The following is a 15,261-nucleotide window of genomic DNA, read 5'->3' on the forward strand; positions in this document are numbered from 1 at the left end:
TTCAGCGCTGCCGCCGCGCTTCCACCTGCACCCAATAGCGCGTGCGCAGGCGCACGTCCACCGGCAGGGAATCGGGCAGCGACAGCAGCACGGCGTCCAGGTCGGCCAGCGGGAATACGCCGGAGATGCGCAGGCCGGCCACCGCGTCGTCGCAGCCCAGCAAGCCGTGGCGGTAGCGGCTCAATTCGTGCAGGAAGTCGCGCAGCGGCATGGCGTCGGCCAGCAGCAAGCCTTGTCGCCAGGCCCAGATATCGGGCGAGACGGCGTGCGCGGGCACGATGCTGCGCGCGGTCATGCCGCCGCCCTGGCCCGCCTGGATCACTAGGCTGGCGTGGCCGTGGCGCGGCATCAGCCGCACGGCGCCTTCCTCGACGGCGACCTGGGTGTGGCCCTCGTCCTGTCGCACCGAGTAGCGCGTGCCCAGCGCCTGCGCCCGGCCTTGCGCCGTTTCGACGAGGAAGGGGCGGTAGGGCCGGCCCGTTTCGCGGGCGGTGGCGATGAAGGCTTCGCCCCGCACCAGTTGCAGCAGCCGCTGCGTGTCCGTGTAGCGGATGTTGACGGCGCTGCCGCTGTTCAAATGCAGGCGGCTGCCGTCGGCCAGGGTCAGCTCGCGGCGTTCGCCCACGCCGGTGGACAGGTCGGCCAGCGCGGCGCGGGCCATGCCGGGCGCATATTCCGAGCGTGCGCCGAACCAGCCCGTGATGCCGATGGCCGATACCCACGCCAGCAGCCGCAGGCTGCCGCGCCGCGAGACGGAACGCGAGAGGGGACTTTGCAGCAGCGCCTGGCGGCTGGCTGGCCCATCGAGTTCGCGCAAGCCGCCGCTGACGCTTTCGATGTGACGCCATGCCCGTTCATGGTCCGGGTGCGCCTGGCGCCACTGCTGCCAGGCCGTTTTTTCCGCCGGCGTCGTTTCGCCGCTCATCAGGGTGGTCAGCCATTCGGTCGCTTGCATGGCGACGGCCAGGTCGATGGGCTGGCCCTGGGCGTAGACGGTGGCGCCGCGCATGTCAGGGCGCGGCAAAATCGGGCACGGCAAAAAAGCACAGCAAGTTGGCCTTGCTCAGGTATTTTTTGACGGAATGCGTGGTGGTGCCCAGTTCGGCGGCGATCTCGGCATAGCTCATGCCGTCCAGGTGGGCCAGCAGGAAGGCGGCCCTGGCCTTGGCGGAGAGCCGGTCCAGCGCGCGGTCGATCAGTTGCAGCGATTCGAGCAGGATGGACATCGCTTCCGGCGACGGTGTACTCGCTTGCGGCTGGTGCAGCAGGGCGTCGAGGTAGGCCCGTTCCAGCTCTTCGCGCCGGCAGTGGTTGGCCAGCAGGCGCTTGGCGATGGTAGCCAGGAAAGGGCGCGGCTGCGCGATCCCGGCACTGCTGCGCGCGACGAAGATCTTGAGGAAGGTATCCTGCGCCAGGTCGCCCGCCAGCCCCGCATCGTGCAGGCGGCGCTTCAGCCAGTGCAGCAGCCACGAGTGGTGCTCGGCGTACAGGGCCTGGAATTCGGACGGCGGGGAAGGGGCGGACAGCATGCGGACGGGATGGAATATCTTAATCTAAATGAGAATTGTTCTCATAATAGCGCAGCGGCGCGCACCAGGCAATCAGGAAAACGCGGCGTTGCTGAAATGCGACTGCGCGCCCGGGCCGCGCGTGGCGCGGGCTTTGCGCCTGCGCACGGCAGATGTAAAAGTTTCCTTGGCGCAAGCTTTCATGTGAGAAAATGGGGTTGGCCATGTGGAGCGGAGCAAAAAAAATGATGTGGATGGTTGGCGGTGTCCTGGTTCTTCTGGTCGCCAGATTTTTATGGTTGGCCTATTTCCATCGGGTCAACGCGATGTCGCGCCAGGCGGAAGTGATGAACTGGATCGACATCGGCCGCGTGTCGAATGCCGATGGCGGCAAGGATATTCTGTTGGCGAGAAACGAGCGCGGTGCCCGGATCGACTGGCGCACGGGCGAAGTCTGGCTGATGAACCCCAAGGTGGGCGAGCCGTTTGCCGATTTTCTCGCCGTCGAGCGCTGGCTGACGATGCGCGACATGCCGGCGGCGAACAAGCCGGCCGCCGCTGCGCCTGCGCCAGTGGCGCCGGAGCCGGAAGCGGCGCCCGACGCCGGCCCCGTGCGCGATACCTTGCCTGCTTTCCAGCAAAAGGTCGATGCATGTTTGGCCAAGGCCGAGGGCGGACAGGAATTGCTGGAAACGAAGCAGGCGTTCGAGGCGGGCAGCGAGCCTTATCTCGAGGCGTCGACGGAATTGAGCAAGACCGCGCTGGAGCTGGAAGTGTCGCCCGCCATGGTGGCCACGTTTCATATCAGCGCCTTTGCCGCCCTGGCTGAAACGGCGGGCGCCGACAAGCTGGAACGGGTGGCGGCCAGCCTGCATGCGGCGGCCAGGCAGATCAGGGCCAGCGTCACCGCGTAACAGCATGGGCCCGGCCCGGAATGAAAAAAACCGCTGACTCCCTTGCAGGCATCAGCGGTTTTTTATGTATTGGTTGCGGGGACAGGATTTGAACCTGTGACCTTCGGGTTATGAGCCCGACGAGCTGCCAGACTGCTCCACCCCGCAGGCGAATTATAACCGAGTTTGCTGCATTGCGAAAGAGCGGATGGAAATGAAGGATATTTGGCTTGCAGGATGGCCATTGAGATACTGCGCCGCAATGGAAAAAGCCGCTGATTCTCTTGCAAGAATCAGCGGCTTTCATATATTGGTTGCGGGGACAGGATTTGAACCTGTGACCTTCGGGTTATGAGCCCGACGAGCTGCCAGACTGCTCCACCCCGCAGGCGAATTATAGCGGGGTTTGCTGCAATGCGCAATGGCTGACTCGATTACGCCGCCGCCAGGCGCCACAGCGAGGTGATTTCCTTCGAGCGGGCCGCGTGCAGGCTGTCCGTGGCGTCCTGCGCGCGCGGGTGCGTGGGTTTCACGTCCAGGCGGTCGACGACCTTCAAGCCCGCCTGTTCTATCCATTCGAGCAATTGCGTGCGCGGGCGCAGACCCAGGTGCTCGGCCAGGTCCGACAGGATCAGCCAGCCTTCGCCGGCAGGTTCCAGGTGAGCGGCCAGGCCGGAAAGGAAACCGCGCAGCATGCGGCTGTCCGGATCGTAGACGGCGTATTCGATCGGCGAGCTTGGTCGGGCCGGCAGCCATGGCGGATTGCACACGACGAGCGGCGCGCGGCCGGCGGGGAACAGGTCGGCCTGCACCACCTCGACCTTGTCGATCAAGTCGAGGCGGGCCAGGTTTTCGCGTGCGCAGGACAGGGCGCGCGGGTCCTGGTCGGTGGCGACGATGCGCTTGACGCCGCGCTGCGCCAGCACGGCGGCCAGCACGCCCGTGCCGGTGCCGATGTCGAAGGCCAGGCTGGCGCGCGCGGGCAGCGGCGCTTCCGCCACCAGGCCCACGTATTCGCCGCGGATGGGCGCGAACACGCCGTAATGCGGGTGGATGCGCTGGCCCAGGGCCGGCAGGTCCACGCCCGTGCGGCGCCATTCATGCGCGCCGATCAGGCCCAGCAGTTCGCGCAGCGAGGCGACGAACGCTTCCTCGCCGCGGCCATACGCTTCATTGCAAGCCAGTTTCACGTCCGGCGCGCGGCGCAGCGGGATCGTGTAGTCGGCGTCGAAAGGCAGCAGCAGCATGGCCAGGGTGCGGGCGCGCTGCGACTGCGCCTGGCGGTGCAAATGGAAGGCTTCCGTGGCCGATGGTTCGGGTTTCGCCAGTTTGGCGGCTTTGGCCTTCTTGCTCGGTTTGTCGTTCTTGTGGTCGGCGCGCCGCGCCAGCGCCTGCAGCAGCTGGCGCGCGTTCTGGAAGTCGCCGCGCCACAGCATGGCCGTGCCTTCGCAGGCCAGGCGGTAAGCCTGGTCGGCCGTCGTGCGGTCATCGGCGATGACGACGCGCTTGGGCGGCGGCATGCCGCTTTCCGAGCGCCAGCGGGCCGAATGCTCGGCGCCGTTTTCGCTCCAGTGGATCTGCGGATGAACGGTAGGGGAAGAAGTGTCGGACATGGATTTCAATCGATAGAAGGGGGCGCGCGGCATGGTCGCCTGCGCAGGCCGTCTTCCATTATACGTCGCTGGCCGTGCCGTTAGCAGTGTCCGTGCCATAGGCGAGTGCCAGCGCGCGGGCGCGCGCCTGGTCTTCCGGCGTGGTTTCCACGGCTTTCTGGTCGGCTTTGACCGCCGCGTCCGGCTGCACCAGCTTGAGCAAACGCAAGCTCAGGCTGCCTGCCAGGTCGCCATCCTTGCCGCTGGCGCTGGCGCCATCGGCGTTGCTGTTGATGTTGTTATTAAAAATGTTGCTTTGCAATTGCTGGCCCAGCAGCTTGAACAGGTCGTGCAGATTGCCGCCGAAGTGCGTGGCGGGCAACTCCTTGGCGGGCAGGGCGCCGTCTTCGGAGGATGTGGCTTCCGGTGTTTCACCTTGCGTTTGCTCAAGCACGCCCGCGCTGATGTTCGATTGATATTGCACTTCCAGTTCGAAGTCGAAGGTCTGCCCATCGGCCGTCGTGATCTTGCCCTTGCCGATGAAATGCGCGTTTTCATCGAGGCTGAAGGCGGCCGCGCGGCTGCTGCCTCCGGCGCCCGAGACGCTGGCGCTGCCGCTGCTGAAGCTGGAACCGGCTTGCAGGTCGACGGAATCGAAGGAGATGCTGGCGCCGTCGCCGAACAGCTGGCGCGTCATGTTGGAGAGAAAATCCTGCGCCACGTCGACGGTGGCGTTGCCCAGCGCATCGGTCCGTTGCGACAGCCCCTTGGCCGACAGGTCCAGGCCATTCTTCGACAGCGCGACCACGTCTTGCGCCGTGCGCTGCATCAGGGGCGAGCCGGCCAGGCCCGTGGCGCTGCTGCCCGTGCGGGACGGTTGCTGGCCAGCCAGCGTAGTCGAGGCGGGTTGACGGCTGGCGAGGGCGGGAAGCTGGGACATGGTCGGTTCTATATGGGCTGTGTACCGTATTTAACGGCAACAATCGCCCAGACTTTAACCATTAGTGGTGGTGCGACCAGCTACCGTCAGCCGATTCCAGGTAAGACTTGACGGCATCGGCCTGTCCCGTGGCGTGGCGCTTGAGTTCGCCGCATGCGCAAATGCCCTGGTATGGCTGGATATGCGAGCAGGCGGAGACTTTTTGCAGGTAGACCTGCATGGATTTGTGACATTTGACGCACTTGAAGGTGAGGCTGCGGGCGGCTTTCATGGGGCTCCTTGAACTGTTGCGGGGCGTAGCGGGTAGTTACGCGAAGGCGGCGATTTTAACGCACTCCGTCCATCGTTACACGTTGTTGCATCTGCGCCACGCGCAGGTCAACTGAATCCGCGCCATGACGTTGAGCGTATATAGGAGGTCGTCTGACCGCCATTGAAGAGGTAGCACCATGGACAAGCATGACAAGGAAAAGCCTGCACAGCCCGCCAAGGAGCTGGTCAGGAAGTGGCTGAAAGCGGAGCTGGAACAGCGCCGCCCCCCGCCCGACCCCGAGCAGATCCGCCGCGAACTGGGCTGGGATATGCTCAGGCTGTGCCGGGAGCCAGCCAGCCGCTAGCGGTTTACAACGCCTGACAAAACCGTAGCGAGCGGAAGTGGGTTGTGGTTGAGACGCGGAACTGTGCTAAGCACGGGGCCGCCGAGGCAGTGAGCATCGGAAACCGCGACCCGCGACGCGCAGTAGGTTTTGACAGGTGTTCTTAGCGCACCGTCACCACGCTCTTACCGCCTGAACCGGGCTGCACGAGGATGCGGGTGGCGATGCGCTCCGTCATTTCCTGTACGTGCGAGATGACGCCCACCTTGCGGCCCATCGCTTGCAGGCCGTCGAGCGCATCCATGGCCACGCGCAGGGTTTCCGTATCGAGGCTGCCGAAGCCCTCGTCGATGAACAGCGATTCGACGCGCACGCGGTTCGAGGACAGCGAGGCCAGGCCCAGCGCCAGGGCCAGCGAGACGAGGAACGATTCGCCGCCCGACAGCGAATGCACGGAGCGCAGTTCGCCGCCCATGTCCTGGTCGCGCACCATCAGGCCCAGCGACGGATTGTTCGGGTTGTCGATGCGTTCGAGCTGATAGCGGCGCGCCAGGTGGTTCAGGTGCGCGTTGGCATAGCCGAGCAGCACTTCCAGAGTGAATTGCTGCGCGTAGTTGCGGAATTTCTTGCCGTCGGCCGAGCCGATCAATTCATTCAGGCTGGCCCAGCGCCGCTCGATGACGGCTTGCGCCTCGATCTGCGCCAGCATCGCTTGCGCGCTGTGGCGCCGCGCGTCGTCCTGCGCGATCGCCAGCCGCAGCCGGGTCGCTTCCTGGTTGGCCGCCTGGCGTTCCAGCAGCAGCGCGTCGAGCGCATCCTGCAGCGCCGCCTCGTCCATTTCCAGGGTTTCCGGCGGCTGCTGCACATGCGCCGTCAGCTGCTGCCGGCGCTCGGCCAGCACGGAAACGGCCGCCGTGTGGCGGTCGGCGATCGCTTGCAGGGCGTCGCGTTCGGCGCGCATGGCGTCCGGTGCGATGGCCAGACGCGCGCGCAAGGCGTCCATGTCGGCGGGCGCATGGGCCGGATGGGCATCCTGGAACTGGCGCAGCCAGCCGTGCAGGGCGGCGCTGGCGCCGTGTTCCTGTTCACGCAGGGCAGCCAGGCGCTGCGACAGCTGCGCGCACGCTTCTTCCAGGCGCGTGCGCTGCTGGCCGGCCGATTGCGCCGCCGTTTGCTGCCGCGCCAGCAGCTCTTTGGCTGCCGCGATGGCGTCTGCCAGCGCACGTTCGACCTCGGCCACGCTCCGGCCCTGCCATAGCGCGTGGCGTTCCGCCTGCATTGCCGTGCGCTGCTTGTCGGCGGCGGCAAAGACGGCGTGGGCGTCCTGCGCCGTTTGCTGCGCCTTGGCGGCGGCCAGCTGCGCCGCTTCCAGCTGCGCGGCCAGGGTCGCCAGCGCGTGGCCGCGGTGGTCCTGGTCCGCCTGCTGTTTCAGCCATTGCCGGCTTTCCGTTTCACGCGCGGCGCGGAAGGCGGCCGGGCCGGCGCGCCAGCTGTCTTTCCAGTCCTCGGCGCCGTCGGCGTCGGCGAACGCGCCATCGAGCTGCGCCAGCAAGGCGTCGAGCGCGGCGCGCGCCGTCTCGCCCTTGTCGGCGTTGCCCGCTTGCTGCGCTTGCAGCTGCGCCAGCCGCGCCTGCGTCTCGGCGACGGTGCTTGTGCAGCGCGCGTGCTCGCTGGACGCCAGTTCATGCGCCGCCTGCGCCTGCTCGCGCCGTACGCCGGCCTGGCGCAGCGCCGTTTCCTGCTGCGCCAGTGCCTGCAAGCCGGCCGCATTGGCCGCCAGCTGCCGCGCGAACCAGTCCGCGCGCTCATTTGCCGGCGGCAGTTCCAATGTGTCCGCGTGCGGCTGCCACTGCGCGAGCAAGCTGTCGATGGCGGGCGGCAGGGCCGCCAGTTCGGCCTCCGTTTGCGTCTGTTCGCGCGCCGTCGCGGCCAGCGCCGCCTTGTGTGTGGCCAGCCGCTCCAGATTGCCGCGCGCCTGCGTGCGGCAGGCCAGCACCTCATCCTGCAAGCTGGCCAGCATCGCCTGCAAGGCATGATCGGCGTGGCTGTACGGGTGTTCCAGCGCGCCGCAGACGGGGCAGGGCTGCCCGTCCTGCAAATTGGCCCGCAGCTGCTCCACGCTGGCCGCGCATGCCGCCTCCGCGCCTTTCAAGGATTTTTCCGCCTGCGCCAGGCGCGCTTCCAGCAGCGCCGTTTGCGCCGCTTCCGCCGCCAACGCCGTGTTTTCCGTCTGCGCCGCCTGCGCCAGCTGGGCCGCCCTCGCTTGCCAGTGCGCCAGCGCCTGCTGCTGGCGCGCCAGTTCGCTCCAGGTCTTTTCCGCGCTGGTCAACAGGCGCGCGTGCGTCTCGAGCTGGCCGCGCTGTTCCTGCAGCCCCTGGCCATCGATGGCTTGCACGGCCGCCAGCGCCGCGCGCCGTTCGACATCGCGCGCCGTCAGCACGGCAGCGGCGCTGGCCAGCGCCGCTTGCGCCGCCTGCGTGGCGTCAAAGGCCTGGCGCAGCTGCTGTCTTGACTCGGCCATGCTGGCGTCGGCCGCATCGGCTTGCGCTGCCGCTTGCCCGGCCTGGGCAAACAATTGATCCCACAACTGCCACGATTGCGCCAGCGCCTGCCACTGCTGGTGCGCTGCCAGCCACTGGCGGCCCGCTTCCTGTTCCGCCTGCGCGGCATGCTGGCGCTGATGCAGATCGTGCAGCGCGGCGCGCGCCGCCTCGTTAGCCTGGTCGGCGGCCAGGGCGCCAGCTTGCGCCTGGCGATGCGCAGGCATGTGCGCCGCCATGCCGGCGTCGAGCGCCTTGGCCCGGTCAAGCAGGGGCGCCGCATCGCGCTGCGCCGCTTCCCGGGCCAGCAAGGCCGCTGCCGCCTGCTGCACGGCCTGCGCCAGCTGCGCCTCGCTGGCGATGGCTTGCGCCGCCTGCGCGCGCGACGCTTCCAGCGCGGCGCCCGTGCCGGCGATCTCGCCGGCCAGGCGCGCCACATCGTCGATCAGGGGCCGCGCCGGCTGCAGCAATTCCCATTGCGCCAGCGCCGCGCGGCGTTCCTCCGCGGCGGTCCGTTCGGCATCGGCGTTATCGAGCGTCTCTTGCGCGGCCGTCACCTGGGTTTGCAGCTTGTGCGTTTCCTGGTGCCAGCGCTGCTGCAGTTCCAGCACCGCCTTGCGCAGGTCGATGGTTTGCAGGGCGGTTTCGGCCGCGCCGCTTGACGCTTCGGTCTCGCTGCGCTCTTCCGGCGACAATGGCCGCTGGTCCGCCAGTTTTTCGCCCAGCCGTTCGAGCACCTGCTTTTCCTTTTTCGCCCGCTCGAAGGCGCGCATGGAAATGTCGGTATAGATGCTGCTGCCCGTCAGGGTTTCCAGCAATTCGCCCCGTTCATTGTCTTCCGTCTTGAGGAAGGTGGAAAACTCGTTTTGCGCCAGCAGCACGGCGCGCGTAAACTGGTCGAAGGACAGGCCGATGCGTTTTTCGATCTCTTCCTTCACCTCCGTCTTGGTGCCGCCGATGGGCTGCAGCGCGGGCAGCTGGTGCAAGCTCATGGCGGTCGCCTGCAGCGCCCCTTCCGCTTTGGTACGCGAGCGGCGCACGCTCCAGCGCGCGCGGTAGTGACCGCCGTCGTTGCCGACGAAGTCCACCTGCGCGTAACCGTCCGGCGTGCCGCGGCGCAGCAGGGTGCGCGTATCCTGCGCGTTGACGGTTTCCTTGCCCACGTCGGGCAGGGCGCTGCCCCGGCCCAGCACTTTCAGCAGGCGCGGCGTGGCGTCGTACAGGGCCAGGCACAGCGCGTCGAGCAGAGTGCTCTTGCCCGCGCCGGTGGGGCCACTGATGGCGAACAGGCCGGAGGACGCCAGCGGCTCCTGCTGGAAGTCGACTTCAAATTCGCCGGCCAGCGAAGCCAGGTTCTTGCCGCTGATTTTCAGGATTTTCATGGTTCTTCAGGTGTACTCAAGCGCTGGGCAGCAGCAATTCGGCCAGGGCCGAGAGGAGTTCGGGCGGCGCTTCCTTCGCGTATTTTTGCAGGTACAGGCGGCGGAAGATGTCGTCGGGCTGCAGCTGGCCCAATTGGTCGAGCGTCATGTTCTCGGGCGCGCTGCTGCGCGCAGCGCTCGACGTTTCGATCTTCGCCAGGCGCACGCTCTTGCCGTCGAGCGCCGTTTCGATGCGCGTGCGCAGGCCCGGTTCGGGCGCCTCGAGGCGCACGCGCACTTCCAGGAACGGCTGCGCTTCGGCCGGAGCGTCCGGCACGTCGAGGGCGGCCAGCTGCACCAGCACTTCGGCTATGGGCGCCGGTGCGGCGGGCACGCGCAGCAGGGGCACAGCGCGCGGCACCTCGATGGCGCGCACGGATTGCAGCGCTTCGCCGTCGATGTCGAGGCACAGCACCTGGTGGCGGTAATTCACTTCGGCAAACGACAGCGGTATCGGGCTGCCGCAGTAGCGGATGTGCTCCTGGCCGCCCACGGCCTGCGCCTTGTGCAGATGGCCCAGTGCCGCATACGCGATGGACGTATCGAAAATCCCCGAGGGCAGCATTTCCGTGCCGCCGATGACGATGCGCCGTTCGGAATCGTTCGACATTTCGCCGCCCACCATGTGGCAGTGGCCCATGGCAACGATGGCTTGCCCGGGCTGGCGGCGCGCCAGCGCCAGGTCGGTCAATTGGCGGTACAGCAGGGCGATGCCGCCCAGGTAGGCATCCTGCGTGTCGCCGGCCGGCAGTTTCGGCACGTCGCCCGGGCGCAGAAAAGGCACGGCCAGGCACCAGGCCTGTACCTGGCCATCGGCGCCCGTCAAAGGCAGCAGCAGGCGTTCCAGGTCGATCTGGCCATCGTCGCCGCGCAGCACATGGCCGATCACGTGCGTGCCATGCGCGGCCAGCAGGGGGCCGGGTGCTTCCAGCCGTCCCGCCGAATCGTGGTTGCCGGCGGCGACGACGAGTTGCAGCGCGGGCAGGCGCGCGCGCGCCTGCTGCAGGAAGACATACAGTTGCTTTTGCGAGGCGGCGGACGGGTTGGCATTGTCGAACACGTCGCCGGCGACGAGCAGCACGTCGACCTGCTCCATCACGAGCGTGTCGAGCAGCCAGTCGAGGAAGCGCTGGTGTTCGTAACCCCTTTCAAAATTGTGCAGGGTCTGGCCCAGATGCCAGTCGGAAGTGTGCAGCAGGCGCATGGTGTGGCAAGGGTAGGGAAGACAGGCGCCAATATAGCTGAAATGAGGCAGGTACTGGAGAATTGAACGAATTTCGAAGAGCGTTTTCGATTTTTATCGATACATCCAGAGTGCCTGAAAAACGTTCAGGGCAAGGCGTAGTGCCGTAGGCAGTACGAATAGTACGGCAAGGCACTGCAACGCAGCCATGGACGTTTTCTCAGGTGCTCAAGTCGTCAGCGCGCCGGCGCGATAGGTATTACGCCCATCCTGCTTGGCCTGGTACAGCAGCACGTCGGCCCGCTGCAGCAGCACGGCGGGGGAAATGTCTTCGTCGCGGTAGAAGGCCAGGCCGATGCTGGCGGAAATGCGCACGGTGATGCCGTCGAGTTCGAACGGCTGCCGCATGGCGGCGACGATTTTTTCCGCCAGCACGGCCGCGTCGTCGGGCCGGGCGATCTGTTCCATGATGATGGTGAATTCGTCGCCGCCCAGGCGGGCGATGATGTCGGTGGCGCGCATGGTCTGCGTCAGGCGCTGGGCGAAGGCGCGCAGCAGGGCGTCGCCCGTGCCATGGCCGTGCGTGTCGTTGACGGGCTTGAAGCGGTCGATATCCATGTACATGACGGCCATCAGGTGCTGCTGCCGGCGGCTCGCGTGCATGGCGTCGCTGAGCTTTTGCTGGAAGCCGGCGCGGTTCGACAACCCTGTCAATGCATCGACCTGGGAAAGCTTCAGCAGCCGCTGTTTTTCGCGCTTTTGCACGGTGATATCCTGGCGCATCACGTGAAAACCCACGACCTGCAGCCTGTCTTCGCCGATCTGCGGGATGTAGATCACTTCCATGCAGCGCTCTATGCCTTCCTTCTCGTCTTCTTCCTCGAAGCTCAGGGTTTCGCCGGCCAGTACTCTTTCGATATATGGCGCCACCGTGCCGTAGCGCGCCTCGCCCACCGTGTCGCGCACGCTCTTGCCCAGCGCCTGCCGCCCCGTCAGGCCGAATTCGCGTTCATAGGCGATGTTCAGGAAGCGGTAGACCTGGTCGGCGTCGATGTAGGCGATCATGGCCGGCAAGGTGTCGGCGATGGTGCGCAGCCGCGCTTCGCTTTCCAGCAGCGCCACTTCCGATTCGCGCAAGGTGGTAATGTCGTCCAGGCTGCCCACGTAGCCGTCGATCTGGCCGTCGATGAGGATGGGGGCAATTTTGACGGAGACCCACACCAGCCTGCCGTCGCGCTGCAGGCAGCGCAGGGTGGACTGGAATGGCGCGTGGCTGCGCGTGAGCTGTTCCAGCGCCACGTGCATCAGCGGATAGTCGTCCGGGTGCAGGGCGCTGGTCCAGCCGGCGCCCAGCGCGGCGGCGCGCGGCAGGCCCGTGATGGCTTCGAAGGTGCGGTTGACGTAGGTGCAGCGGCGCTGGCGGTCCAGGCGCACCAGCCCGAGCGGCGAGGCATCGTTGACGGCGGCCAGCTCGGCCTGTTTCTGGCGCAGTTCCAGTTCCTGCTGGCGGCGCTGCGAGATATCCTCGGCGATGCACAGGATATGCTCGACCTGATGGCGCTCGTCGAACACGGGCACGGAGACGGAGCGCAGGTAGCGCAGGCTGCCGTCACGCAGGCGCAGCGGCTTTTCCGTATGGTCGATGACACCGTGCTCGGCCAGGATGGCGCGGTCGTCCTCGGCATCGTGCAGGCCGAAGTCGGGCGGAAAGGCCTGGCAATCGGTCTTGCCGATGACGTCGGCGGCCAGGTGGCCCGTGATGTCCTCGGCCGCCTTGTTCCACACTTCCATCCGGCCGAAGTTTTCCGGGCGCGCGCTTTTCACGTACACCAGCACGGGCAGGTGGTCGATCAGCGACTGCAGGAAGCTGCGGTTGTCCTGCAGCGCCAGCTCGTCGTGCTTGCGCGCGCTGATGTCGCGCGAGGTGACGGCCACGCCGTCGGCGATCGGCACCACTTGGTGGCGCAGCCAGCGCGTGCCGCCCGACGCCAGTTTCAGCTCGAATTCATCCTCCAGCGGCTGGCCCGTTTCCATCACCAGCACGAAGCGCTTGAAAAAGCGCTCGCCGCGCAGCAGCGGCACGCGCGGCAGCACGCGCTGACCCAGCAGTTCGGAGCGCGGCTTGCCCAGCATATCGGCGGCCCGCTCGTTGATGTCGGCAAAGGTGAAATCTTCCACCGGCTTGCCCGGCGCGGGGCGCCAGGCTTTGAGCAGCAGCACGGCATCGAGGCTGGCCTGGTGCGCCGCGCGCAGCAGCGCCTGTGTTTCCTTGGCCTGGCGGATGCTGCGGCGCAGGCGCGCGCTCTGGCGCATCAGCAGCGCCGTAAAGCCGGCGATGAGCACGCTGGCGGCGAGCAGGGCGCCGATATACGCCAGGCGGCGGTGTTCGAAGCGCGTCAGGGCGACGGCATGGCTGACGCCCACCACCGCCAGCAGCGGGTAGCGCGGCAGCTCGCGGTAGCTGTAGATGCGCGCCGTCGCATCGACGGGCGGTTCGATCAGCAATTCCTCGGGCGCGTGCTGCGGCGGGCCCGGCATGCGGAAGTCGATGCGGTCGCTGAGGATCAATTGCTCGCCGATGCGCCCCACCGTCAGGCCGCTGTCGCGCGCCACCAGCATCAGCGCGCCATGCTCGTCGAGGTTCAGGCGGTCGTAGTCGTCGACAAAATACGTAGGGTCGACGTGGATGACGATGGCGCCCGCAAAGCGGCCCTGGCCATCGTTCAGGCGGCGCGCCAGGCGGATGGTCCAGTGCTTGCTGCCCGCGTCGAGCATGGGCGTGTCGACCAGGGCCGTGTCGGACGCATTGGCGGCCAGCGCCTTGAAAAATGCCTGGCCGGCCAGGTTTTCCGGCAGATACGCGTTGGCGCTGTCGATCACGTCGCCGCGCGCGTCGACGAGCGCGATCGGCAGTTCCAGCTTCGATGGCAGCACGCTGTCGAGCAAGCCCTGGCGGCGCGTGAATTCGTTCAGGCGCAGGGCGCCGTCCGTTTCCTCGTATTTGAGCTTGAACAATTGCGTGGCGTGATCGGTCTGGCGCAAGGTGAAACTGGTGTGGTCGGCCAGGGTACGGGCCAGCGACTGGCTGACGGCCACGGCGTCGCGCACGGCGCCGGCCCGTTCCTGGCCCACCTGGTACAAGACGGCCGCCCACAGCGCCAGCAGCAAGATGAGCGCGAACAGGGGTACCAGGCTGAGACGGTACAGGCGGCGGGCAAGGCGTTGCAGGGGTCTTGTTATCGCTATCACGGGCGCTTGCAGGCTAGGGTCATGGAAAGGTGAAGGGCGGCGTGGCGCGCATCATAGCCGAAATATGCTGACCTGCGCGCTGCCTGCTGCCCTAGCGTCTGTTCGTGGTCTGTCGCTGGGCTTATTTTGCGTTAAATCAAGAACCTGTGGTGCCGCGTACGCTAAAAAAAGCACGCCGGGGGCGGCACGGGCTTGCGCCGTGGCAGAAAAAGTACAATTGCGCCCCCATCCTCATTAAAATGGATGCTTCTTCCTCCCATATCGAAAGTTGTCATGCAGAGTAAAAAGCCCGACGCGGCAAGACTGGACAAGATCGTGGCCGAAGCGCACCGCGCCGCCGACCAGCGCGAGAGCGGCTACCGCGAGCGCTCGCTGAAGATGTATCCGTGGGTCTGCGGCCGCTGCATGCGCGAATTTACGCGCGCCAACGTGCAGCAACTGACGGTGCACCACCGCGACCACAACCACGACAACAATCCGCCCGACGGCAGCAACTGGGAACTGCTGTGCCTGTATTGTCACGACAATGAGCACTCGCGCTACCTGGAAGCGGACCGTGGCGCCGGCCTGCTGTCGGCCGAGGTGGCGCCCGCCACGCACAATCCGTTTGCCGCGCTGGCAGGCCTGATCAAGAAAAAGGACTGAGCGGATCGCCGCTTCTCCATGCGCATCCTGCTGACCGAAGACGACCCGCAGCTGGGCCGCGCCACGCAAATCGGCCTGGAACAGGGCGGCTACGCCGTCGACTGGGTCACGAGCGCCGAACACGCGCACACGGCCGTGCGCCTGCACGACTACGGCTGCATCCTGCTCGATCTGGGCTTGCCGGGGCAGGACGGCATGCAGGCGCTGGGCATGCTGCGCGACAATGGCTACAGCGGCGCCGTGCTGGTCGTCACGGCGCGCGACCAGGTGGGCGAGCGCATCGCCGGCCTCGATGCGGGCGCCGACGACTTCATCGTCAAACCGTTCGACCTCGACGAGCTGGCCGCGCGCATCCGCAGCGCCTGCCGGCGTGCCGCGGGCCGCCTGCGCGAGCACCTCGTGCACGGCGACCTGGCGCTCGATATCGCGGACCGGCAGGTGACGCAAGGGGGCGTGCCCGTGATGTTAACCGTGAAGGAATTTCGCATTCTGCAACTGCTGCTGGAACATGGCGGCCGCGTGCTGAGCCGGGAACAGCTGGAGAAAAACCTGTACAGCTGGGGCGATGAAGTGGAAAGCAACGCCGTGCAAGTGCACATCCACCACCTGCGCAAGAAGCTGGGGCGGGACTTGATACGCACCGTGCATGCGGTCGGCTATTGCATCGACAAGCCCAAAGCGGCCTGACGGGAAA

At 66.7% G+C, this 15,261-nt stretch carries 12 protein-coding genes and 2 tRNA genes; 4 read left to right on the forward strand and 10 right to left on the reverse strand.

Features of this window, described 5'->3' with window-relative positions; all coding sequences use genetic code 11:
* Position 1: 1 nt before the first annotated feature.
* Positions 2–1,009, reverse strand: a complete 1,008-nt coding sequence (locus JAB4_RS11525) for a FecR family protein (protein ID WP_070223832.1) — start codon at positions 1,007–1,009, stop codon at positions 2–4.
* 1 nt (position 1,010) lies between these two features.
* Positions 1,011–1,529 carry a sigma-70 family RNA polymerase sigma factor gene (locus JAB4_RS11530; RefSeq protein ID WP_070223815.1) on the reverse strand — a complete coding sequence of 173 codons (519 nt, stop codon included), beginning with the start codon at positions 1,527–1,529 and terminating at the stop codon, positions 1,011–1,013.
* Between the two features lie 278 nt (positions 1,530–1,807).
* Here JAB4_RS11530 and JAB4_RS11535 point away from each other — a divergent pair, with 278 nt between their 5' ends.
* A complete protein-coding gene (locus JAB4_RS11535; protein ID WP_139143036.1) occupies positions 1,808–2,422 on the forward strand; it encodes a hypothetical protein in 615 nt (204 codons plus the stop codon).
* Between the two features lie 70 nt (positions 2,423–2,492).
* On the opposite strand, the gene JAB4_RS11540 is transcribed toward JAB4_RS11535, so the two are convergent.
* The 5 genes from JAB4_RS11540 to JAB4_RS11560 all read right to left on the reverse strand — a co-directional run bounded on the left by JAB4_RS11540 (position 2,493) and on the right by JAB4_RS11560 (position 5,204).
* A tRNA-Met gene (locus JAB4_RS11540) sits at positions 2,493–2,569 on the reverse strand.
* Between the two features lie 143 nt (positions 2,570–2,712).
* Positions 2,713–2,789 (reverse strand) — tRNA-Met (locus JAB4_RS11545).
* A 46-nt stretch (positions 2,790–2,835) separates the two neighbouring features.
* Positions 2,836–4,014, reverse strand: coding sequence for a class I SAM-dependent methyltransferase (locus tag JAB4_RS11550; RefSeq protein ID WP_070218580.1), 1,179 nt, complete (start codon positions 4,012–4,014; stop codon positions 2,836–2,838).
* A 58-nt stretch (positions 4,015–4,072) separates the two neighbouring features.
* Positions 4,073–4,933 (reverse strand): hypothetical protein, encoded by an 861-nt coding sequence (locus JAB4_RS11555; protein ID WP_070218579.1) that lies wholly within the window; start codon positions 4,931–4,933, stop codon positions 4,073–4,075.
* A 61-nt stretch (positions 4,934–4,994) separates the two neighbouring features.
* A complete protein-coding gene (locus tag JAB4_RS11560; RefSeq protein WP_034755039.1) occupies positions 4,995–5,204 on the reverse strand; it encodes a hypothetical protein in 210 nt (69 codons plus the stop codon).
* A 178-nt stretch (positions 5,205–5,382) separates the two neighbouring features.
* Between JAB4_RS11560 and JAB4_RS11565 the strand changes: the two genes are divergently transcribed.
* The gene (locus JAB4_RS11565; protein WP_166449232.1) at positions 5,383–5,550 is read left to right on the forward strand and encodes a hypothetical protein; all 168 of its coding nucleotides are present in this window, start codon (positions 5,383–5,385) and stop codon (positions 5,548–5,550) included.
* 142 nt (positions 5,551–5,692) lie between these two features.
* Here JAB4_RS11565 and JAB4_RS11570 read toward each other — a convergent pair whose 3' ends face one another.
* The 3 genes from JAB4_RS11570 to JAB4_RS11580 all read right to left on the reverse strand — a co-directional run bounded on the left by JAB4_RS11570 (position 5,693) and on the right by JAB4_RS11580 (position 13,922).
* Complete coding sequence (locus JAB4_RS11570) at positions 5,693–9,451, reverse strand: AAA family ATPase (protein ID WP_070308542.1); 3,759 nt, start codon at positions 9,449–9,451, stop codon at positions 5,693–5,695.
* Between the two features lie 16 nt (positions 9,452–9,467).
* On the reverse strand, positions 9,468–10,694 hold the full coding sequence (locus JAB4_RS11575; protein ID WP_070221403.1) for an exonuclease SbcCD subunit D C-terminal domain-containing protein: 1,227 nt from the start codon (positions 10,692–10,694) through the stop codon (positions 9,468–9,470).
* 207 nt (positions 10,695–10,901) lie between these two features.
* The gene (locus JAB4_RS11580; protein WP_227742141.1) at positions 10,902–13,922 is read right to left on the reverse strand and encodes a PAS domain-containing protein; all 3,021 of its coding nucleotides are present in this window, start codon (positions 13,920–13,922) and stop codon (positions 10,902–10,904) included.
* 273 nt (positions 13,923–14,195) lie between these two features.
* On the opposite strand from JAB4_RS11580, the gene JAB4_RS11585 reads away from it, so the two are divergent.
* Both JAB4_RS11585 and JAB4_RS11590 read left to right on the forward strand, forming a co-directional pair.
* Complete coding sequence (locus JAB4_RS11585) at positions 14,196–14,567, forward strand: YajD family HNH nuclease (protein WP_070221402.1); 372 nt, start codon at positions 14,196–14,198, stop codon at positions 14,565–14,567.
* Between the two features lie 18 nt (positions 14,568–14,585).
* Entirely contained in the window at positions 14,586–15,254 is a 669-nt protein-coding gene (locus JAB4_RS11590) for a response regulator (RefSeq protein ID WP_070221401.1), read from the forward strand.
* Positions 15,255–15,261: the final 7 nt, after the last annotated feature.

Origin of the sequence: Janthinobacterium sp. HH102, assembly GCF_001758625.2 — a bacterium.
In the GTDB taxonomy this organism is placed as follows: domain Bacteria; phylum Pseudomonadota; class Gammaproteobacteria; order Burkholderiales; family Burkholderiaceae_D; genus Janthinobacterium.

Bases quoted from the DNA above. Each gene is read 5' to 3' on its own strand.
- JAB4_RS11555 (WP_070218579.1), bottom strand. From the start codon at position 4,933: ATGTCCCAGCTTCCCGCCCTCGCCAGCCGTCAACCCGCCTCGACTACG.
- JAB4_RS11560 (WP_034755039.1), bottom strand. From the start codon at position 5,204: ATGAAAGCCGCCCGCAGCCTCACCTTCAAGTGCGTCAAATGTCACAAA.
- JAB4_RS11590 (WP_070221401.1), top strand. From the start codon at position 14,586: ATGCGCATCCTGCTGACCGAAGACGACCCGCAGCTGGGCCGCGCCACG.
- JAB4_RS11575 (WP_070221403.1), bottom strand. From the start codon at position 10,694: ATGCGCCTGCTGCACACTTCCGACTGGCATCTGGGCCAGACCCTGCAC.
- JAB4_RS11530 (WP_070223815.1), bottom strand. From the start codon at position 1,529: ATGCTGTCCGCCCCTTCCCCGCCGTCCGAATTCCAGGCCCTGTACGCC.
- JAB4_RS11570 (WP_070308542.1), bottom strand. From the start codon at position 9,451: ATGAAAATCCTGAAAATCAGCGGCAAGAACCTGGCTTCGCTGGCCGGC.
- JAB4_RS11550 (WP_070218580.1), bottom strand. From the start codon at position 4,014: ATGTCCGACACTTCTTCCCCTACCGTTCATCCGCAGATCCACTGGAGC.
- JAB4_RS11565 (WP_166449232.1), top strand. From the start codon at position 5,383: ATGGACAAGCATGACAAGGAAAAGCCTGCACAGCCCGCCAAGGAGCTG.
- JAB4_RS11585 (WP_070221402.1), top strand. From the start codon at position 14,196: ATGCAGAGTAAAAAGCCCGACGCGGCAAGACTGGACAAGATCGTGGCC.
- JAB4_RS11525 (WP_070223832.1), bottom strand. From the start codon at position 1,009: ATGCGCGGCGCCACCGTCTACGCCCAGGGCCAGCCCATCGACCTGGCC.